Here is a 21,160-nt window from a genome sequence, read left to right as displayed (position 1 = left end):
TTAAGTGGATGAGTTATTAGAATGTAGTTTTATAGTTTTTTAAAATACTTTTTAAATATAGCTTTTACAGAATGAAAAAACAAGCATCAATTTTAGATGCTTGTAGATCACCTCCTAGGGAGGTCTTTGTGCTTATTATTATCGGCAAACTTCATGAATAAATAATATCACAGCTGTATTCAATTAAGATGGTGCTTGAATATCTCTTAAAAAGTTTGATAAACATTTTCACATTCTTCGCCAGTTGGTTCATAGAAACAATGGAGTTTGTAACGAGCTACAAGAGGCTGCCCATACCAAGTTGCTGGACAATCTCCTTCAGGTCTAAAATACCATAAACTATATTTCGCTGGCCAAATCCTTTCTCCGTTAACCGCACGTCTTGCTAATTTTCGTTCGCTCTCTCTAGCTCGTTGATAAAAATAACCATGGGTAACTGCTTCAAAAGCATGGGGTTGATAAACCATGTCCGGAATCGTTCGCAATCCCTTGAAATCGGAACAATTTGCCCGAATACGATTGATCCCCACATTTCCGACCATCATCATCCCTTGTATCCCTTCCCCTTCAGCTTCAGCTCTTAATAATCTCGCTAACAAATCAATATCTGCTGTCCGTGCTTTTACAACTGCCATTTCGCCACCTCCAAAAAATTCTATATCCACATCATATTGGAGGATGCAGTGATTGTTGACGATAAAGCTGGGAATTCTTATTGATTAGTAAAAGTGATAAGTTTGCTAAATAATGAACAGAAGCAGTTCCATTTCTTCACTTCTCATTTCTTCATCGGGACAATCGTCAACAACTCTTATTAATTAAAATATTTACGTGCTATTTCCGCGATAGCTTCTGGATATTTATAACTTAATGGTTCCTGATGTAAAGCTTGGAAATAATTAATATCACTTGTATTTAATCCCCCAATAGTAAAACGAGGTATTATGCGCATATGAGGAGTTTGTTTCGCGTTTGGATCGACTGATAAATGGGTTAGCAGATTAAAGCTTGTAAAGCCCTGCTCTTTAAACACATTGAAAATTAATTTTAGTCCAGTAGCAAAATGCTCCCAATCATCTTGTGAAATATCAAAAATAGACTGCTTATTTCGGAATATGGCTAGAAAGTCATTATGCCCCTTTGGCGCAAAAGCATGCATCCAAGCGACCTCACCAATTTCACCAATCCATCTTTCACCTATTTTCTTTTCAACAACACTAAGCTGCTCGAAAAATGCATGGCCATTCGTTTGTTCAAAGGCCTGTACAGCATTATTCACTTGCTGCTGATAATTCGTTGCTGTTTCTGACCCAATGACATGTAAATGGGGATGCAGGATACTTCCTCCGGCTTCGGGCAAATAATTCCAATTTATAGATACGTATTTTACAGCGGAATCTGTTTCAATAATCTTTTGAATATAATGTTGAGCAGCTAAAAAAGCATTCTTAATCATCTCGGCCGTAAAATCCTGTAGTTTGACATAATGTTGGCCAGAAAATACAACAACACCATTATGTTTGCTATACGGAAACAAATTTGGAAAGACAATCGCCTCACCATGCTGAATTCGACCTTTATTAGTAATATTATTAGGGAAAACAGGTGTCATATAAAAAATGTTTTCAGAACAAAACGGACAGTTTTTACCACCTGTTTGTCTGGCAGCTTCGGAATAATCTGGCGGTGTTAGCGTTAATCCAGCATCAAAGATAATTCGAGAGGTTTCTCCCGTTAGTGGATCAAATCGAATTTCCGTTTTTCGATTAATTGCATCTCCATTTCCACTATAAAAAGAAAAAGTTTCTTCTTGTTTATTAAACTTAATTTCCATTTCACCATCCCTTTCTATTCCCAACATTTCATAGGAAGAGAAAACTCTTCCTCATATCTTGAATATAACAATTATTTTCAGTATTTTCCAATAAATAGCGAAGATTTTCCATTATAAATTTAACTTAACTAACACAAGCTTTTCCCATAATTTCCATGGGATAATTTTCTTAAAAAATAATAATCCCTTTACCCCTTTACCGACCGGATACCTTAGCTTGCTTAGTTTTTGTTTTGTGCAAAGTTCAGCGATCATAATTGCCACAATACGTGGATCTTCATAGTTTGCGCTTCCTTTGTCCATCTCAGCTTCTATGGCTGTCATTATTAATGCATATGGGGAGGTGGAAAGAAGTGATTGCTTAGCAACTTTTTTCCCCTTAGTCCAAATATTCGTTTGAAAAGAACCTGGTTCAACGAGAGCCACATCAATTCCAAATGATTTAACTTCCAGTCTTAAACTTTCTGTCCAGCCTTCTAAAGCATGTTTTGAAGCTACATAAGGTGATAAGCCGGGAAAAGCTATTTTTCCGGAAATGCTGCTCATATTTATAATCTTTCCACTTTTTTGTTCGCGCATATAGGGAAGAATCGCTTGGGTTAATGCAATTGCCCCAAAGAAATTTGTTTCAAATTGCTCTTTGTATTCACGCAAACTGACTTCCTCTGCAAATCCCCCTAACGCGAAACCAGCATTATTAATAAGAATATCTATTGAGGGCAAATGAGCAATATGGGCACTCAGATTATTTATGGAAGCAGATTTAGTAATGTCTAAGGGAAAAAACTCAATCAATTCAGTTTCTAAACCTTCCTGTTTACATAACGTTATTATGTTATCCTTTTTCTTTAAATCTCTCATTGTGGCGATAACATGGAACTTTCTCTTAACTAACTCCATTGTCATAAATAATCCAAACCCACCTGATGCCCCTGTAATTAACACCGTTTGCCTATTCATTACGTCATCTCCAACATAATTGGGCAATGATCGCTCCCCATAATATTGCAATGAATATGAGTATCTATTAGTCTAGTTTTTAATCTTTCAGACGTAATAAAATAATCGATTCTCCAGCCGATATTTCTTTCCCTCACTTTATTCATATAAGACCACCATGTATATGCCCCTATTTGATCAGGATAAAAATATCGGAATGTATCTAGAAATCCATTATTAAGTAAATCGGTAAATTTTCCTCGCTCTTCGAGAGTAAAACCTGAATTTCCTTGATTTGATTTAGCGTTGCGTAAATCAATTTCTCTATGGGCGACGTTTAAATCTCCACAAACAATAACCGGTTTAATTTGATCCAATTTTTTAATATATAGAAGCATCCTATCTTCCCACTGTAAGCGATAAGGCAAGCGAGCTAAATCTCTTTGTGAATTAGGTGTATAAACATTTATTAGGAAAAAATCTGTAAATTCAAGTGTAATAATTCTACCTTCCTCTTCTTCTTCTGCCTCTCCTACTCCATATTTAACAGAAATTGGCTTGATCTTTGTAAAAATAGCCGTTCCCGAATATCCTTTTTTTTGTGCGTAATTCCAATACTGGTAATACCCATTTAAATCTAATTCGATTTGTCCTTCTTGTAATTTCGTTTCTTGCACACAAAAAATATCCGCATTGATTTCATGGAAAAAGTCCAAAAATCCTTTGCGAACACATGCCCGCAACCCATTTACATTCCAAGATATAAGTTTCATTATCCGCTACCCCTTTATGTCGTGTTATTTGGTCATAATCTCCGTCTCGAAGTATTGTAGGTCATCTGCCAAAATTATTGGTAGTTTCTTAGGATCTAAAAATACAAGTCATCGAAGGCAGATGGCACTCCTATAGTGCTAATCGCCAGTAAAGTCATCTTATTTTGAGTTTGGCCGTCTAGTTGCCGGCTACGAAGCAGGTCAATGGCATTACATCAAATGTTATGTATTTAGTCTTCGCCATACTGCTTTTTGAAAGACTATAGAGAATATCATAGGCTTAATGCAGGTTTTCCTCTAATTCTCTCTACCTGAATACCTATACATGCCCAAAAAGAAATTTCACTTAATTTATATTGTGGCATTTTTCTATCTATCAAACAAGTGATCGGCTTGTTATAATAGAATAATTGTTTAAGAAAGGAAAGAGTAAGATGGATGGAAAAACACATTTTATCACAGGATGTCTGACTGGATTTGGAGTTGCACAATACTCAAATGCAGATTGGCTCACAACAGCTTCCTTCACCCTGTTAGGTGGATTTACTGGCCTTGTACCAGATCTAGATGTCTCTGGCGTTTTAGCTCGAAAACTATCGATTAATAAAAAATGGGCGATTCTTCTTCTAGGTTTCATCGGCCTTTATTTAATGTCCTCTAGTTTTACGAGCCCACATACATACTGGTCAAAGCAATTAGGGGTTTTATTGGGGAGTGGCCTTCTGATTTTCCCTCCCCTTTTTATTAAACAAAAATGGATGTTAACATTAACGGGTATCCTCGTTGGAATTCTCGGTCTCTATTATGAAAGTATATGGGTAATCTTGCTAGGAATCTATATAGTGATCGCTTCTCTCTTATCCCATCGTTCCCTAACTCATTCACTTCTAGGCTTATTTTACTTTTCTATTCTAGGTTACTTTTTGGAAAAAGAAATCTTAGTGGATGGGCTGATGTTTGTGTGTGTGGCTGCTTATGCAAGTCATCTTATTTTAGATATGAAGTGGCTACCAAAAAATCGAAAGGGTGTTAAACTATTTTTACCTTTTTCAAAAATAGAATTATAAAGATGGATACAATTTTCAGATATTCATCCGCTTATGAAAAATGTGAAAACCCTGTTACATAACTAACTGGACTGACAAATAGAGAACAATATATTAGAGAAGGTGGGGGAATATAGAAAGGCGCAACTAGCCGCCAATGGAAATGAAGTACATTTCCAAAGCGGCTTATTTGCGCCAACTAATTAATAATTCTAGTTTTTAATAAAATGACGGTAGTTTACTCTTAAGTACATCTTATTTTTTCAGAGTTTGCAGCTGTTCCGCTCTAATTTCTTTGGCAACTTCAACCATAACTTTTAGAGCAGCCACTGTTTCTTCTTCTTTTCTCGTTTTTAACCCACAATCAGGATTAATCCAAAATTGTTTTGCTGGAATAGTAGCTAATGCACGATGAACATTTTCTTTTAATTCTTCTTTAGCTGGTACTCTCGGACTATGAATATCATAAACTCCTAATCCAATTTCCTTATCATAGGTATTTTCTTCAAATGTCGAAATCAGTTCGCCATGACTTCTTGATGTTTCAATCGAAATGACATCTGCATCTAAACGATTTATCGCATCATAAATATCTCCAAAACTCGAATAACACATATGAGTATGAATTTGGGTACTATTTTCCACTGTTGCTGTCGCTAGCTTAAAAGCATGGACAGCATGATTTAGGTAAGTACTCCAGTTTATCTTCTTTAACGGCAGTCCTTCACGCAATGCTGGTTCATCTACTTGAATGATTTTAATATTTTTGGCCTCTAGTTCTTCAATTTCCGAGCGTAGCGCAATAGCAATTTGATTTAGTACATCAAATTCAGAAATATCGTCGCGGACAAATGACCAATTTAAAATGGTAACCGGACCAGTTAGCATTCCCTTTACATGCTTATCTGTCAATGTTTGGGCGTAGCTAACCTCCTTGACTGTCATCGGACTTCGGAAAGAAACATCGCCAAATATTAATGGAGGTTTTACACAGCGTGATCCATAAGATTGAACCCAGCCGTATTTTGTTACCTGAAACCCATTTAACTTCTCACCAAAATATTCCACCATATCAGTGCGTTCGAATTCTCCATGAACAAGTACATCAAGTCCAATATCTTCTTGAATCTCTATCCACTTCTTTATTTCTTTATTGATAAATTGCTCGTACTCTGCATTAGATAGATCGCCTTTTCTCCAGCGTAATCTTTGTTTCCGAACTTCAGCTGTTTGCGGTAAACTACCGATTGTAGTGGTCGGAAGTAATGGAAGCTGTAATGCTACTTGTTGTTCTAAAATTCTTTGAGAGAATGCAGCTTTCCGGTCTGCTTGAATTTCATCTAAATCAATCTCTTTTGTATCACCTCGATAATTGGACTCATTTAATCGCTGAATGGCGAGCGTACTTTCTTTTATTTGATCACGAATTTTCTCTTTACCGCTTGTTAACCCATCTGCTAGTATCGCAATTTCTTTTAATTTTTCATCTGCGAAAGACAAGCTTGCTTTGATAATGGGATCTAAAGTTTGTTCCAAATTTTTACTAATTGGAACATGTATTAATGAGCATGATGGCTGGATAATGATCCGGTCTCTTTCAACAATTTGTTGAATGATCTCGAGCATCCCCCAAGTTTGCTCCAAATCGACTCGCCAAACATTCCTTCCATCAATAATACCGGCAAATAGAACTTTATTTTGCGGGAAGCCAAATTGCCGGATTACTTCTAATGCATCACCATGAACAAAATCTAATCCAAAACCAGCAACAGGTAAATGTATTAGTTTTTTATAATGATGAATGGACTCAAAATAAGTTTGTAGCGCAATTTTCAAGCTTGGCACTGCCTCGGCAATCTTCTGATAGGTTTGTTCTATTAAAGGGACCTCTCCTTCAGATAACTCTGTTACTAAAATCGGTTCATCTATTTGTACCCATTCTACCCCTTCAGCTTCCAATTCTTTTAAAATTTGAATATATAAGGGAAGAAACTTTTCCAATAAATTCGGGAAGTCTGTTTCTTTGTATCCTTTACCAAGTTTCAAAAAGGAGATAGGTCCCAAAACAACCGGTTTTCCTTTTATTCCCAGTTCTTCTTGTGCCTCTTTGTACAATTGAAGAGGTCGGTTTTCTACTAAAATCGGGTTCGCGTTATCAAATTCGGGTACAATATAATGATAATTTGTATTAAACCATTTAGTCATTTCAGAAGCGAATGCTTCCCTTGTTCCTCTAGCAATCGCAAAATACGTGTCAAGTGATGACACAGATAATCCACTATTTTGAAATCGTTGAGGAACTATGCCAAACATTAATGCTGTATCCAACACGTGATCATATAGTGAAAAATCTCCTACGGGAATTAGATCAATCCCCAATTCCTTCTGCTTTCTTAAACCATTTAAACGAATTTCCTTAGTGATCTTTAATAATTCTTGTTGAGAAATATTTCCATTCCAATAATTTTCTAATGCTTTTTTCCATTCGCGTTGTTCCCCAATTCTTGGATAACCAATATTGGATGAAGTGATTTGAGTCATATGAGCATCCTCCCTGTTCCTTCTTTTCAGTGTAGTAATTGCTTTTTTTGCTTGTTTTTCGTTTTTTCTTGAATATAAGTGGCTAATTCAACAGATAAATCGTATTGGATAAAAGGAGTAATTAAATAAAATCCTTTAAAATAACCAAATGCAGAATCAATTAACTCTTTGGCAATCGCAAGTCCCTCTTCCTTCGCCTGCCTTGGCTTTCCTTCTGTTTTTGCCATTCTTCTTCTAATATCATCTGGAAGTTTGATACCTGGGACTTCGTTATGCAAAAACTCAGCATTTCTGGCGGAAACCAGAGGCATAATACCAATGTAAATAGGTGCTGTTATATGTTTAGTTGCTTCTCCAACTTCCAGGATTTTTTCTAAAGAAAAGACCGGTTGGGTTAAAAAATAATCTGCTCCATACTTTATCTTTTTTTCCATTCTCTCGACGGATTTCCCAATATTTCGAACATTCGGGTTAAAGGCCGCTGCAACTTTGAATTGTGTTTTTTCTCTCAGAGACTTTCCAGAAAAGGAAATGCCTTCATTAAACTGCTTTATAAGTTTAATTAATTCAAACGATGTTGCATCATAGACCGATGTTGCGCCCGGAAAATCTCCAATTTTCGTCGGATCACCTGTAATAGCTAAAATATCACGAATTCCAGCAGTATGTAGACCCATGAGATGTGATTGTAATCCGATTAAATTTCGATCCCGGCAAGTAATATGAACAAGCGAGTCTAAACCAACTTTCTTTTTAACAAGCGAAGCCATAGTAGCATTACATATTCTTGGTGAAGCTAATGAATTATCTGCTAAAGTTAATCCATCGACCCCAGCTCTCTTCAAGGCGTCAGCGCCTCTAAAAAAAGGTTCTGTATCTAAATGTCGAGGCGTATCTAGTTCGACAATAATAGACCGATCAGATTGAACTTTTTCAAAGATAGATGGTTCTTTGTCGATAGTTTCAGTTTTTATCACAAATGGTTTTTGTTTAATGATTTGCTTCTCTTCAAGCGGTGTTAAATATTGGCGTCCTGTTGCCAATGCCTGGATATGTTCAGGTGTAGTTCCACAGCAACCCCCAATTAAACGTACTCCTTGATCACGAAACTTGCGTACAATTTCGGTGAAGTAATCAGGCTCTGTTTTGTATATAAATTTACCATCTTCATATTCTGGCAAACTGGCATTAGGATAGGCTGCTAAATAAGCTGTTTTAGAAAGTGGTACAGATTCTAAGGCTTTCACCATGTGATAAGGGCCAAGACGACAATTAATCCCAACAACATTAGCACCTAAAACATCGAGCTGTTTCAAAGCTTCTTCAAGCGGTGTACCGTTCTGAAGTACACCTGGTTCATGCATCGAGACATTTGCTATGATAGGCAAATTGGTTTCATCACGGGCCATCCTTAAAACAGTCGTCAATTCATCTAAATCATAATAGGTTTCTAAAATAATTCCATCTACTCCCTCAAGTAGTAATGCATATAGCTGTTCGCGAAACCCCCGTTTTATTTCTTCTGACACACTAGAATGAAGACCTGCCCCATGTATACCGCCGATGGTTCCCAGTACAAAAGCTTCGCCACCCGCAGCCTGCTTTGCAAGCCGGACTGCGGCTCTATTTATTTTTGTCACTTCCTCTTCTAATCCATACCTTGATAGCTTCAGATAATTGGCCCCATACGTATTCGTTTGTATTACATCAGCTCCTGCATCCACATAGGCCTCATGTATCCTAACAACTTGATCAGGTTTGGAAAGATTCAATTGATCAAAGCACCGATCAATTCCATATGAATATAAAAGCGTTCCGGCAGCACCATCTCCAATTAAAATTTCCTTTTTGAGACGTTCTAGTAATCCCAATAAACAACCCTCCCTAAATATGATAAAAAACTGTTTGGAGTAATGGCTTCTTAAAGACATTCAATCATTTTCTTGGTGTCAACTACTTATGCTCCTGCATGCAAAAAGAGCCTACTCCGACAAGAAGAAGGCCCTTTTCTATAAAAAGGATTCTTCTTATCTTTCAAGTTGTCTCCAACTTGCTGGATTTAGCACCTTTCCATAAAATGGTGGTTGCTGAGGCGTCTTAGGGCCATTCCCTCGACCTCTCTTGATAAGAATGAAATCATTTATTCAATTTTTTGTTTCTTAATCCGTTAAGGGTTAAGAATTAACTCTACTAATAGTATAGGATTAATCCGCTAAAAATACAAGGGTAAATTTAAATTATTTTTAAAATTTTTATTTATCTATTAATCGTGAAAATCTAAACCTGAATGAACCTCTTTTACATATCCTGCGCGGATGACAAAGTCTCCAAATTTTTCTTTTTCTTTCCGTTCTTTCGCAAATTGGTGGATAATTGGTTCTAATTCGCTTAATATTTCCTTCTCACCGATGTTTTCGCGATACAGTTTATTTAAACGATCACCAGTAAAGCCACCACCTAAATAGACATTATATTTCCCAGGGGCTTTTCCGACAAAACCAATTTCTGCTAACGCGGGTCTAGAACACCCATTCGGACACCCAGACATACGAATAACAATTTCTTCCTCGCGAAGTCCTGCCTCATCTAATATCAGATCAATTTTATCAAGTAAAGATGGTAAATACCGTTCAGACTCAGCCATCGCCAGCCCACATGTTGGAAAAGCGACACAGGCCATTGAATTTCTACGCAATGCACTATAATGCTCTCCGTCTGTTAAACCATATTGTTGAATCAACGTTTCTATCTGTGGTTTTAAACTTTCTGATATATTTCCAATAATTAAATTTTGATTCGGAGTTAATCGAAAATCTCCTGTATGAACTTTTGCTATTTCGCGTAAACCGGTCATAAGTTTATAGTGCTCCCAGTCTTTAACTCGGCCATTTTGGATAAATAAAGTAAAATGCCATTGGTCATTCAGACCTTTAACCCAGCCATAACGATCCCGATTATGATCAAACTGAAAAAATCTTGCTGGTTGTAATTCCCAGCCAAGTCGCGAATGTAATTCGTCAATTAACCAAGGGATCCCCCGTTTATCAATTGTATATTTAAATCGTGCATTTTTCCTTACAGAACGATTACCGTAGTCCCGTTGAATCGTAACAATCTTTTCTGCAACATCAATTACTTCTTCAGGCTTACAAAATCCAATGACTCTCCCAATTTGGGGGTATGTTGCTTTATCCCCATGTGTAGAGCCCATCCCTCCACCAACAGTTATATTGAAACCTTGAAGTTGCTGCTTCTCAACAATGGCAATAAATCCAAGGTCCTGTGAATATACATCCACATCATTAGATGGCGGAACAGCAATACCGATTTTGAATTTTCGTGGTAAGTAAGTGGGACCATAAATCGGTTCAACTTCTTCAGAGTTCTTAGAGGTATCTACAACTTTTTCATTGTCTAGCCATATTTCGTGATAAGCCTTTGTTTGCGGGGAAAGATATTGACTTAATTTCTTCGCCCACTCGTATACTTCCATATGGACTTCTGAAATATATGGATTTGGACTACACATCACATTTCGATTGACATCTCCACATGCAGCAAGGGTTTCCATTAATGCTTCATTAATTTCTTTAAAAGCTTTTTTCATATTCCATTTCAAAATCCCGTGCATTTGAAAAGATTGTCTTGTCGTAAGTTTAATGCTTCCGTTGGCATATTTATTTGCTAGTTCATCGATCACAAGCCATTGATTGGCTGATACAACACCGCCAGCTGCTCTAACTCGTACCATAAATTGATAAGCTGGTTCTAATTTTTGTTTCTGCCTTTCAACTCGAAGATCTCGATCATCTTGTAAATAACTTCCGTGAAATTTCATTAAACGATTATCATCATCAGGAATGCCTGCACTCATTACATCTTCTAGTGTTTCTGCAAGAGAACCCCGTAAATAATTACTCTCTATTTTAATTCGTTCCACATCGCTAGGTGGTCCATCTTGTGTAGATGGGTATCGATCTTTTGTCAAGTGATCCCCTCTCCTTTCAAGTATTAATAAACATCACGTTGATAGCGTTTATCTTTTAATAATTGAGCGAGATATCCATCTGCTTCATCTGCTGTCATTCCACCTTCCTCTTCTAAAATCTGCAGAAGTGTTTTATGAACATCTTGTGCCATATGTTTCTCATCCCCACAAATATATATATAGGCACCTTCTTTAAGCCATTTATAAATTTCCTGTTTGTTTTCTAACATACGATGTTGCACATAGACTTTTTCTTCAGTGTCACGAGAGAAGGCTATATCCATCTTTGTGAGTACACCTGTTTTTAGCCATCTTTGCCAATCGACTTGATAAAGAAAATCTGTCACATAATGTTGATCACCAAAGAACAACCAATTTTCCCCTGGAGCTTCGAGTGCCTCTCTTTCCTCAAGAAAGGACCTAAAAGGAGCTATACCCGTACCAGGGCCAATCATAATAATTGGATCACCCGGATTTTCTGGTAAATGAAAATTAGGGTTTTCATGAATATAGACAGGTAAATAATCCCCAGGTTGAATACGCTCTGCACACTGAATAGAACAAACTCCATGACGGGCTCGGTTATGAGCATCATAGCGCACCGCCCCAATCGTAAGATGTACTTCTTCAGGGTTTGCTTCGTAGCTACTTGCAATTGAATATAAACGTGCTGGGATTTTTCTTAAAATGGTAACAAATTGGTCGGCTTTTAAATCCCATGGTGCAAAGTCGTGAATAACATCAACAAGATCTCGCCCTTCGATATAAGTTCTAAGCTCCTGTTTGTTTTCTGGATGAACAAGTTTTGTCAGTCTTTCATTTGAATGTATCTGTGATAACTTTTCTAGTAAAGGTTTTGTTAAAACAGTCAACTCATAATGATGTTTTAAAGCTTCTTCAAGGGAACAAGTTTCCCCTTGTTGGTTGAACGGAACTAAATCATCTTGGTTCCATCCCATTTCATTTATAATTAGCTCAACAATTTCAGGCCTATTTTCTGGGTATATTCCTAAACTATCTCCTGGTTTAAAAGTAAAACCAGATCCTTCGATTGATAATTCAAGATGTCGCGTTTCTTTATTTGAACCACGACCATTTAAATTTATATTCTCTAACACTTCTGCCTTAAAAGGATTTCTTCGCGAATAGGTTGAGCTACTAGATAAAATTGAATTTGAACTTAAGGATTGCGGTAAATTGGAGGAGGATTCTCCAGTTTCATTTAAATATTTTACAACTGTACTTAGCCATTCAGCTGCTGGGTCATCAAAATCTAAATCACAATCAACCCTTGGAGTTACTCTTTTCGCCCCTAGCTCTTCCAATCGTTGATCGATTTTTTTCCCCGTTTCACAAAAGAACTCATATGAGCTATCTCCAAGAGAAAGAACAGAAAAGGATAAATCATCCAATTTCGGAGCTCTTCGACTAAATAAATGCTCATAAAAGGAAATCGCGTTATCCGGGGGATCTCCCTCCCCTTGAGTACTGACAATAAGAAATAAATATGAGAGCTTTTTTAAGCGATTTGTTTTAAATTCATTCATAGAAGAAAGGGTGATTTTATACCCTTGACTCCCTAATGTTTCTGATAGCTCACCTGCCAATCTTTGGCAGTTTCCTGTTTGGGAACCATAAAGGATAGTCACTTCTTTCGTACTGGTTTGAATCTGAGTTGCTATTCCTGGTTTCACTTCTAACGCTGTATTGCCATGATATGCAGTTAAATATCCACTTAACCATAATTGTTGTCCTTCTGTTAAGGTAGGTAGAATTTGATTCAATACCTCAATTTGCTCTTGGCTAAAAGGACTATTGATTGCTTGAAGTTGCAAAAAACATCCACCTCACACATTAAAATCAAATACTTATTTTCTCGCTATTTCAAGCGAACTTTTTCATTCTTTTCAATTTGTACTACATGTTGATCTTGTACAATTAATGTTATAGAACCATATTTCATCGTATTGAGGTATTCTTTTACAACCTCAATCGCTTGTTCCAAATTTTCCTTTTGCTTACTCATTGGAATCACTCATCCTTTCTAAAAAAACTTTTTGCTTTTCCGTTGAGTTGCGATAATCTTTATGTGTTATTTCTTTTAATAGTGCTTTTCTTCGTCTCATATCCTTCACATGCTTTTTAACGATTCGTCGAGCTTGTGAAAGAAACTTAAGATATCCTTCCATTGACTGATCATAAATTTCACCAATCTCGTTGCGGATTGTTTTGGAAAGATAAGGACTGGCTCCATTCGTTGAGACAGTAATGATTAAATCTCCCCTTGATAATTTTGCTGGAATATGGAAGTTTCCATCTTCTTGTTGATCTACTACATTAAGCAACTGCCCATCTGTTACAGACATGCTGACTTTTTGATTTACCAGCCTTTGATTCGTGGCTGCGATCACGAGATAAGCATTATCTATATCCGATGGAATAAATTCCCTTTTAATCCATTGGATTTTTTGGCCCTTATAATAGGGATAAAGTTTGGAGTGAAGGGAGGGACTGACAACTTTTACACTAGCATTCGCTTCTAGTAGATCTATCACTTTACGCAAAGCAACTGAACCACCACCAATAACTACAGCATGCTTACCTGATAATTGGAGCATAATTGGATAGGAAGCCATATTACATCACCCATTGCTTTTCTTTATACTGAAGCAATTCATCTATACGCTCTGAGAGAATATTAGGTACAACTGGATGATGCCCTAGTGTTTTACAAAGAATTAATTGTTTAGAATCATTATCTGCTTCCGCAATCTTTTGTTTTATCCCATTCATTAGCAATCCACTAAAAAACAAATAAGGTAGGATAAATATCTGTTTTTTTTCTCCCTCGATCAGTTTCAGCAGCGCATCATCAAATTTCGGGCTTGCTCCATAAAGAAAACATGTATGAACATTGGGTAAATCATACATTTGTTCAAACTGACTAGCGATTTCAGTTAAGTCACTCTTAACAGCTGGGTCACTACTTCCTCGGCCAACAAGTAGGATTGTTGAATCCCTAAGACCCTCTTCTCTTTCTTGTTCTATTTGATCATACAGACATTCTAGTAATCGCGGATGGACTCCCAATGGTGAGCCATACGAAAACTCAATTTGGGGATAAATCTTTTTTGCTTTCTCCAATGCAACAGGGATATCTTTTTTAGCATGAACCGCCGTTAACAAAAGGATAGGAACAACCGCAATATGAGTTGCCCCTCGTTTAACACATCTTGAAATCCCCTCGGCTATACTTGGACTAACAAGCTCTAGGAAACAAATTTCTTGTATTTTCAAATTTACTTTCTTGCGGCATTGATCGATAAACTTGATAGCCTCTTGTACTCCCTCTTGGGAACGGCTTCCGTGACTGATATAGAGGACAGCTTGCATAATATTCAATCCTCCTTTTTATCCAATGACTGGTAATTGATCATAAGATTGTAGTGTTTGTTCGAACCATTGAATGTTATCACGCAAACGAACAACTTCACCGATTATAATCATACTTGGATTCTTCATTTTTTCATCAATAGCTATCTCGTTTATTGTGGCAAGTGTTCCAGTTATTGTTTTTTGTATATTGGTTGTACCCCAATAAATCATTGCTACTGGGGTATGCGGAGAGCGTCCAGCCCCTATGAGTTGGTGACAAATATTGGCTAACTGTCCAACACCCATATAAATGACAAGTGTATCTACCCCAAGAGCTAAGTATTTCCACTGTATCGTATCGTCATTGCCTGGTCTTGTATGCCCGGTAATAATGGCAAAACTAGAGCTGAAATCACGATGGGTGACCGGAATTCCCGCATACGCGGGAGCCGCAATCCCTGAAGTTATCCCAGGCACTATTTCAAAAGGAATTTTGTGTTTAGCCAAAGTTTGCGCTTCTTCTGCCCCACGGCCAAAAATAAAGGGGTCTCCTCCTTTTAAGCGTGTAACCATTTTTCCTCTTTTCGCAAATTCTACAAGTTGCTGATTGATTATTTCTTGTTTATTTTGATGGAATCCGGGAATTTTACCAACGAAAATAAGTTCAGCACCTTTTTTAGCATGTAATAACAGCTCTTTATTGATTAGGCGATCATACAAAATAACATCAGCTGTTTTAATACAATTAAGTCCTTTAACAGTGATTAAATCTATATCTCCAGGCCCTGCTCCAACAATAAAGACTTTCCCCATAATAGACTGAACCCCCTTCACTATCTTTTGCTTAAACAACTTTTTCTCGGAGCCCTGAAATTAAGATATCAACAACTTCCGGGCGACTAAATGTGGATGGGAGTGATTCGCCACTTCTTAGTTTTTCTCTTACTTTTGTTCCAGATAGGATTTCGTGGAAACTTGCATCATGTGGGCATGTTTTAGATGTAGCCATACTATCGCATTTCTTACAGAAAAAACTATGTTCAAAAAATAATAAAGTAATCCCTAACTCTTCTTTTGAAAAATGACTAAATATTTTTTGAGCGTCATAAGTACCATAATAATTACCTACACCAGCGTGATCACGACCAACTATAAAATGGGTACATCCAAAATTTTTCCTTACCATCGCATGGAAAACAGCTTCACGAGGACCTGCATATCTCATTGCAGCTGAAAATACACCCAAAAACACATGATCCTTTGAATAGTAGTTATCTAGTAATACTTGATAACTTTCCAAACGTACATCTGCTGGAATATCATCTTGTTTTGTTTGCCCAACAAGTGGTTGTAAAAAGAGACCATCAACAATTTCTAATGCTGTCTTTTGAATATACTCATGTGCACGGTGAACTGGATTCCTAGTTTGAAAACCAACTACCGTGTTCCAGCCAAGCTCACGAAATTTCTTACGTGTTTCTGCTGGATCATATAGATAATCAGAAAAAATGCCCTTTTCACTTCGCCTAATTAGCGTGATTTCTCCACCTATATAAATGGCATCACGTTCAAATAGTTTTTTTACTCCCGGGTGTTCGCGATCAACAGTTTGATAGACAAGTTCAGCTTCCTTTTCTTTATCTGGTTGATAGATATCTTCTACTTGAATAACTCCATAGACAATCTCTTTTTTCTCAAGTTTTATGAATTGTCCGCGGTTTATATTTTGAGCGTTTTTTTCTGTTGTTGCTAAAGTAATAGGGATTGACCACGGTTCTCCTGTTACTAATCTCATGTCTGTTAAAACGGAATTGTAGTCTTGCTCACTTAAAAAACCTCTTAAAGGACTATAGGCCCCTACTCCTATTAACTCCAGATCACTTAAAGCTGTATCATCTAATTCTATCGATTGTTCAATATCAGTAATATCGTATGATGGATCCCAACGGTCAATCAGTTTTCCACCATGTGGCAGACTCAAACTCATTTTTGATCTCCTCCTATTATGCTTTATTTACTTGGATTATTATTTAGATGTAGGCCACACTCTGTTTTTCCTTGATTTACCCAACGACCAGATCTTGAACCTGTTTCCATATCACCCTGTACTGTGCATGGCCAGCAACCAATACTTGGATAGTCCTGATCATGAAGTGGATTATATTGCAATTGATTTTCCTTCACATAATTCCAAATATCTTTCCATGACCAATGAATAAGGGGGCAAATTTTTACTGATTGGAAAGTCTCATCTTTATTGATAAAGTTTGTATTTTTTCTAGTAGGTGATTGTTCTCTCCTTAGCCCGGATATCCAAGCAGTCGAATTGGATAAAGTGTCTCTTAGTGGAATAACTTTCCGCATATAGCAACATCGATCAGGTTGCCTTTTCCATAGTTCCTCTCCATATTGATCTGCTTGTTCTTGAACAGATAAGGCGGGTTTTTTCATTTCAATCCTGAGGGTAGGATATTTCCGCTTTACGGCTTCGATTAATTCATAAGTTTCTGGAAAATGTAATCCAGTATCTAAAAATACAATTTTAGCTGTCGGTTTAATTTTCGAAATTATATCAATTAGAACAATCCCTTCAATTCCAAAACTGCAAGAGTAAATAAGCTGTTCATCATACATCTCATAGGCCCAGTTTAGAACCTTTAATGCTCCTTTATATTGAGAGTCAACAATAAATTCATTTGTCGGTTCGACCCATGTGTCATATGTTAATTTTGTCAACGATCTCACCTCCGTTGCTTTTTGATAGAAAGTGATAAGAGATCATTGCCTCTATTTTCATAGTCAGCAACAGGTAACTACACCATTTTTCCTATAGGTTAAGTATGATTTAAAGTAAAATTTTTACCTTTATTTCTCACATCCTATATATCCATTACTTTGTAAATATTCCACGATAATTGCAACCGATTCTTTTACACCAATATTATTTGTATCTAAAACTATTTCTGGGTTTATCGGTTCTTCATATGGAGCATCTATACCTGTAAAATCTTTAATTTCTCCTCTGCGCGCCTTCTCATAAAGCCCTTTGGGATCTCTTGCCTCACATGTTTCTAAACTAGCTTTTACATAAACTTCAATCATTTCATCAGTTTCAACCATTCCCCGAACTAGATCCCGATCTGTTCTGTAAGGAGAAATAAAAGCTGTTAAAGTTAGTAAACCAGCATCTACGAGTAATTTCGATACTTCACCAATTCTCCTAATATTTTCTTGCCGATCTTCCTGCTTAAATCCTAAATCTTTGTTTAATCCGTGCCGAATATTATCACCGTCTAGGCGATAGGTGTGGATGCTCTTACTAAATAACTCCTTTTCTAAGGCAGATGAAATGGTTGATTTTCCTGCTCCTGAAAGTCCAGTAAACCAAATAATTGCACTTTTATGGTGTTTTAATTTTTGCCGATTTTCTTTAGACACTTCAGATTCATGCCAGATTATATTCATTGTTCACTCTCCCAAAACGAAACGTAATAAAATGTTCAAATTAGTCTATTTTTATAAATAAAGCACCCTTATAAACTGATCGATACCAATTTATAAAGATGCCTTTAGTTGACTAATCAGCATAATTATTCTTTTGTGAATATTAAAGTTGTCATTCATATTACAGGGTGAAAAGATGAATGTCAACAATTTTTTGAATTTATTTTTAAACTTATCACCTTACTTGGTTTTGTGGATATAAAATGCTTTAATAAGAGAATAATGATGAATGTTTTAGTAAGATCTTTTCTAATGCCCATGCTATGACAGACATCAATATATGTGACAGTAGGTATAGATATTTAATTCAATATAGAAAATAAAGGATCGTGGGAAAATAATGTGGAATGTGATATAGCTTATATAGTGGTTGATACTGCAAATGGATGCGCCTTTTCTCAGGGGATAAAAGAGCCTTTTCGTGCAATGAGGTTCCAACGTGGATACGAAGTTCTAGTTTCAGCGGTGGTCACAGGACGTAACGGGAACAGCCGACATCTCCATAAGTATTATAACTTTCATTTGCTTGAAGATTTATACTTCATCTTTTCAGTACGGTATCAGAATATATAAAAAGCAAGTGGACAAACTTCCCACTTGCTTGCTATAAAGTTAGGGCCTTTTTGCCCGTGTAGATTGGCCAGCATACCAATTAGATTGCACGAGCTTTGTTTTTCTTTATTTGTTTACTTCTTAATTGACCACAAGCTGCGTCAATATCAGCTCCCTGTTCATGACGAACACCACATTGAATACCATTTTTCTTTAAAGTATCATAGAAGGCCATAATATCTTTATGTTCACTTCTTTCATATTGAATATGTTCATTAACCGGATTATAAGGGATAAGATTCACATAAGTTAGATGGCGCTTATCATAAAGTAATTTTGCTAACTGTGTTGCTTCTTCAATATGATCATTAACATCCTTTAATAAAATGTATTCAATCGTCACCCTACGATTATTTCGTTCTAAATAATAATCTAGAGCGGCCATTAATTTTTCAATTGGGAACGCTTTGTTGATTTTCATAATTTGCGTTCTTAACTCATCGTTTGGCGCATGAAGAGATAGAGCTAAGTTCACCTGTAAATTTTCATCGGCAAAGTCACGGATTTTATGAGCGAGACCACTTGTTGAGACTGTAATATGTCTTGCGCCAATGGCTAGTCCTTTTGGATGATTGACTACACGCAGGAAACTCATCAGATTTTGATAATTATCAAATGGTTCGCCGATTCCCATCACAACAATATGGCTAACACGTTCATCTTTTCCTTTTTGATCAAGATGTTGTTGTACTTTCATAATTTGTTCAACGATTTCGCCGCTATTTAGATCTCTATTTTTCCTAAGCAACCCGCTTGCACAGAAACTACAGCCAATATTACATCCGACCTGAGTTGTGACACATACAGAGAGCCCATAAGAAAAGCTCATTAAAACTGTTTCAATTAAATTACCATCTTGCATCTCAAAAAGAAACTTAATAGTCCCATCCGCAGATTCCTGTTTAACTGATTGTTTCAATGTTTGTATTGTAAAATGTTCTTCCAATAATTGTAAGCATTCTTTATTAATATTTTTCATATCGGAAAAGTTGGTAACTCTTTTTCTATATAACCAATCCCATATTTGTTCAGCTCGAAACTTCTTCTGTCCTTTTTCTAATAACCATTCTGTTAGTTGATCGATCGTTAAACCGTAAATCGATTGTTTCACTATAAATACCTCTTTTCCAAAATTACATGTAGTTATTATAATACTAGGCTTTAGAAAAGGAAACAACCTTTCTATAATTGGTTTTTCAGGAAATATTTTTATGTGCTTAATCTGAAAGTAAAAAGCAAGATGCCCTTGGACAATTTTGCACTTTCCCGTCCTTAAGAATACTCGAGATAACGGGGTTTGAATTTAACTTCGCGAAAGATTTTATTGGGAGAGATATTAATGACATGGATAAGCATGATAAGTCTTAACAAGATGTAAATGGGGCTGGTTTATAACACTAATAAGTAAAAAGCAAGACTTGTCGTATGTGGGCGTATAAAATGCTGAAAAATAAAAAAAGCAAATGGAGAAAAACGATGCGTTTTTTCCACTTGCTTAATTGCATGAATTTTTGAAGAGTTTCTCATTTCCACTCATATGGCGTTTCCTGATAAACATAATAATTTAGCCAATTTGAAAAAAGTAAATAGCTATGTGAACGCCATGCATGAAGAGGCTTTTTAGTATGGTCATTATTTGGAAAATAGTTTTCCGGTGGTTGTATTGAAATACCCTTATTTAGGTCTCTTTCATATTCCTCTGCTAATGTTGTCGCATCATATTCTAAATGCCCTGTGATCATAATATTTTTCTCGTCTTTCGACATGATCATAAATGGGCCTGCTTCACCTTTTGAAACGAGCAACAACTCGGGATGCTCTTCAATTTCAATTTCACTGACGCTTGTATTACGTGAGTGAGGAGCTAAAAATATATCGTCAAACCCTCGCACCAATTTTAATTTAGGATACATTAATTCATGTTCATAAATCCCTGAACATTTTTCCTTTAATTCATATTTGTCGATGCCATAATGGTAATATAAGGCTGCTTGTGCCCCCCAACAGATATGCATAGTAGACGTAACACGGCTTTTTGTCCACTCCATAATCTCTTTTAATTCTTCCCAATATGTCACTTCTTGAAAAGGTAAATGTTCAATTGGGGCACCTGTAATAATCATTCCATCAAAATATTTGCTTTTTACTTCAGAGAACGTTGTATAAAATTCGTCTAAATGTGTTTTATTCACTGTTTTGGATTGATGCGTAGCCATATGTAAAAAAGATACATTAACTTGTAAAGGTGAATTTCCTAATAAGCGCAATAACTGTACTTCAGTCTTTTGTTTCTCTGGCATCAAATTCAATATTAAAATATTTAATGGACGGATATCTTGCGCCACTGCCCTGTCTTCATCCATAACAAATATTTTTTCTTCTTCTAATATTTCCCTAGCTGGCATTTTCCCCGGTATATTTATAGGCAAATCATATCCCCCCTTAACTATAAACGTATTGTCAAATAATCTATAGTAAAAAGTTAATAACCCCTTGATTTATAGGGGAATGAATGCAAAAAACTTGCCACCCCCTGAATTTTAAGGTT

The 21,160-nt window shown here is 36.4% G+C and carries 18 protein-coding genes and 1 riboswitch; of the genes, 1 reads left to right on the top strand and 17 read right to left on the bottom strand.

What is annotated here, in order from left to right; translation table 11 throughout:
• Positions 1 to 206 precede the first annotated feature (206 nt).
• The 4 genes from J2Z23_RS02010 to J2Z23_RS01995 all read right to left on the bottom strand — a co-directional run bounded on the left by J2Z23_RS02010 (position 207) and on the right by J2Z23_RS01995 (position 3,546).
• Positions 207 to 635 (bottom strand): cell wall hydrolase, encoded by a 429-nt coding sequence (locus tag J2Z23_RS02010; protein ID WP_057989374.1) that lies wholly within the window; start codon positions 633 to 635, stop codon positions 207 to 209.
• Positions 636 to 814: 179 nt separating this feature from the next.
• Complete coding sequence (locus J2Z23_RS02005) at positions 815 to 1,861, bottom strand: HIT domain-containing protein (protein ID WP_238482572.1); 1,047 nt, start codon at positions 1,859 to 1,861, stop codon at positions 815 to 817.
• Between the two features lie 84 nt (positions 1,862 to 1,945).
• A complete protein-coding gene (locus tag J2Z23_RS02000; RefSeq protein WP_057989372.1) occupies positions 1,946 to 2,794 on the bottom strand; it encodes an SDR family oxidoreductase in 849 nt (282 codons plus the stop codon).
• Positions 2,794 to 3,546 carry an exodeoxyribonuclease III gene (locus tag J2Z23_RS01995; protein WP_209973122.1) on the bottom strand — a complete coding sequence of 251 codons (753 nt, stop codon included), beginning with the start codon at positions 3,544 to 3,546 and terminating at the stop codon, positions 2,794 to 2,796. The genes J2Z23_RS02000 and J2Z23_RS01995 overlap by 1 nt, the downstream gene beginning before the upstream one ends.
• Before the next feature lie 434 nt (positions 3,547 to 3,980).
• Here J2Z23_RS01995 and J2Z23_RS01990 point away from each other — a divergent pair, with 434 nt between their 5' ends.
• The gene (locus tag J2Z23_RS01990; RefSeq protein ID WP_057989368.1) at positions 3,981 to 4,613 is read left to right on the top strand and encodes a metal-dependent hydrolase; all 633 of its coding nucleotides are present in this window, start codon (positions 3,981 to 3,983) and stop codon (positions 4,611 to 4,613) included.
• A 234-nt stretch (positions 4,614 to 4,847) separates the two neighbouring features.
• On the opposite strand, the gene metE is transcribed toward J2Z23_RS01990, so the two are convergent.
• From metE to metA, 13 genes are all read right to left on the bottom strand, one after another.
• The gene (gene metE / locus J2Z23_RS01985; RefSeq protein WP_064467997.1) at positions 4,848 to 7,133 is read right to left on the bottom strand and encodes a 5-methyltetrahydropteroyltriglutamate--homocysteine S-methyltransferase; all 2,286 of its coding nucleotides are present in this window, start codon (positions 7,131 to 7,133) and stop codon (positions 4,848 to 4,850) included.
• A gap of 26 nt (positions 7,134 to 7,159) precedes the next feature.
• A complete protein-coding gene (locus J2Z23_RS01980) occupies positions 7,160 to 9,004 on the bottom strand; it encodes a bifunctional homocysteine S-methyltransferase/methylenetetrahydrofolate reductase (RefSeq protein WP_209973120.1) in 1,845 nt (614 codons plus the stop codon).
• Between the two features lie 153 nt (positions 9,005 to 9,157).
• Positions 9,158 to 9,264, bottom strand: a riboswitch (SAM riboswitch).
• Between the two features lie 132 nt (positions 9,265 to 9,396).
• Positions 9,397 to 11,121, bottom strand: coding sequence for an assimilatory sulfite reductase (NADPH) hemoprotein subunit (cysI, locus tag J2Z23_RS01975; RefSeq protein ID WP_209973118.1), 1,725 nt, complete (start codon positions 11,119 to 11,121; stop codon positions 9,397 to 9,399).
• A gap of 23 nt (positions 11,122 to 11,144) precedes the next feature.
• The gene (locus J2Z23_RS01970; RefSeq protein ID WP_209973116.1) at positions 11,145 to 12,956 is read right to left on the bottom strand and encodes an assimilatory sulfite reductase (NADPH) flavoprotein subunit; all 1,812 of its coding nucleotides are present in this window, start codon (positions 12,954 to 12,956) and stop codon (positions 11,145 to 11,147) included.
• 44 nt (positions 12,957 to 13,000) lie between these two features.
• Positions 13,001 to 13,147 carry a YezD family protein gene (locus J2Z23_RS01965; protein WP_082881281.1) on the bottom strand — a complete coding sequence of 49 codons (147 nt, stop codon included), beginning with the start codon at positions 13,145 to 13,147 and terminating at the stop codon, positions 13,001 to 13,003.
• On the bottom strand, positions 13,140 to 13,757 hold the full coding sequence (locus J2Z23_RS01960; protein ID WP_057989357.1) for an NAD(P)-binding protein: 618 nt from the start codon (positions 13,755 to 13,757) through the stop codon (positions 13,140 to 13,142). The genes J2Z23_RS01965 and J2Z23_RS01960 overlap by 8 nt, the downstream gene beginning before the upstream one ends.
• A gap of 1 nt (position 13,758) precedes the next feature.
• The gene (locus J2Z23_RS01955) at positions 13,759 to 14,514 is read right to left on the bottom strand and encodes a sirohydrochlorin chelatase (RefSeq protein ID WP_209973114.1); all 756 of its coding nucleotides are present in this window, start codon (positions 14,512 to 14,514) and stop codon (positions 13,759 to 13,761) included.
• 18 nt (positions 14,515 to 14,532) lie between these two features.
• The gene (gene cobA, locus J2Z23_RS01950; protein WP_057989352.1) at positions 14,533 to 15,309 is read right to left on the bottom strand and encodes a uroporphyrinogen-III C-methyltransferase; all 777 of its coding nucleotides are present in this window, start codon (positions 15,307 to 15,309) and stop codon (positions 14,533 to 14,535) included.
• Between the two features lie 31 nt (positions 15,310 to 15,340).
• Entirely contained in the window at positions 15,341 to 16,483 is a 1,143-nt protein-coding gene (sat, locus tag J2Z23_RS01945) for a sulfate adenylyltransferase (protein WP_209973112.1), read from the bottom strand.
• A gap of 23 nt (positions 16,484 to 16,506) precedes the next feature.
• Complete coding sequence (locus J2Z23_RS01940) at positions 16,507 to 17,232, bottom strand: phosphoadenylyl-sulfate reductase (RefSeq protein ID WP_209973111.1); 726 nt, start codon at positions 17,230 to 17,232, stop codon at positions 16,507 to 16,509.
• A 129-nt stretch (positions 17,233 to 17,361) separates the two neighbouring features.
• On the bottom strand, positions 17,362 to 17,961 hold the full coding sequence (gene cysC / locus J2Z23_RS01935) for an adenylyl-sulfate kinase (protein WP_057989346.1): 600 nt from the start codon (positions 17,959 to 17,961) through the stop codon (positions 17,362 to 17,364).
• 691 nt (positions 17,962 to 18,652) lie between these two features.
• A complete protein-coding gene (gene rlmN / locus J2Z23_RS01930) occupies positions 18,653 to 19,723 on the bottom strand; it encodes a dual-specificity RNA methyltransferase RlmN (protein ID WP_057989344.1) in 1,071 nt (356 codons plus the stop codon).
• Positions 19,724 to 20,135: 412 nt separating this feature from the next.
• Positions 20,136 to 21,041 carry a homoserine O-acetyltransferase MetA gene (gene metA, locus J2Z23_RS01925; protein ID WP_057989342.1) on the bottom strand — a complete coding sequence of 302 codons (906 nt, stop codon included), beginning with the start codon at positions 21,039 to 21,041 and terminating at the stop codon, positions 20,136 to 20,138.
• Positions 21,042 to 21,160: the final 119 nt, after the last annotated feature.

Source organism: Lederbergia galactosidilytica (assembly GCF_017873565.1).
Taxonomy (GTDB): domain Bacteria; phylum Bacillota; class Bacilli; order Bacillales; family Bacillaceae_C; genus Lederbergia; species Lederbergia galactosidilytica.
This window is presented reverse-complemented; position numbering and strand designations above follow the sequence as displayed.

Coding starts and splice junctions, on each gene's coding strand:
- cobA (WP_057989352.1), bottom strand. CDS start 15,309: ATGGGGAAAGTCTTTATTGTTGGAGCAGGGCCTGGAGATATAGATTTA.
- sat (WP_209973112.1), bottom strand. CDS start 16,483: ATGAGTTTGAGTCTGCCACATGGTGGAAAACTGATTGACCGTTGGGAT.
- J2Z23_RS01960 (WP_057989357.1), bottom strand. CDS start 13,757: ATGGCTTCCTATCCAATTATGCTCCAATTATCAGGTAAGCATGCTGTA.
- metE (WP_064467997.1), bottom strand. CDS start 7,133: ATGACTCAAATCACTTCATCCAATATTGGTTATCCAAGAATTGGGGAA.
- J2Z23_RS01995 (WP_209973122.1), bottom strand. CDS start 3,546: ATGAAACTTATATCTTGGAATGTAAATGGGTTGCGGGCATGTGTTCGC.
- J2Z23_RS01965 (WP_082881281.1), bottom strand. CDS start 13,147: ATGAGTAAGCAAAAGGAAAATTTGGAACAAGCGATTGAGGTTGTAAAA.
- J2Z23_RS01955 (WP_209973114.1), bottom strand. CDS start 14,514: ATGCAAGCTGTCCTCTATATCAGTCACGGAAGCCGTTCCCAAGAGGGA.
- J2Z23_RS02000 (WP_057989372.1), bottom strand. CDS start 2,794: ATGAATAGGCAAACGGTGTTAATTACAGGGGCATCAGGTGGGTTTGGA.
- J2Z23_RS01990 (WP_057989368.1), top strand. CDS start 3,981: ATGGATGGAAAAACACATTTTATCACAGGATGTCTGACTGGATTTGGA.
- J2Z23_RS02010 (WP_057989374.1), bottom strand. CDS start 635: ATGGCAGTTGTAAAAGCACGGACAGCAGATATTGATTTGTTAGCGAGA.
- cysC (WP_057989346.1), bottom strand. CDS start 17,961: ATGAATATAATCTGGCATGAATCTGAAGTGTCTAAAGAAAATCGGCAA.
- J2Z23_RS02005 (WP_238482572.1), bottom strand. CDS start 1,861: ATGTTGGGAATAGAAAGGGATGGTGAAATGGAAATTAAGTTTAATAAA.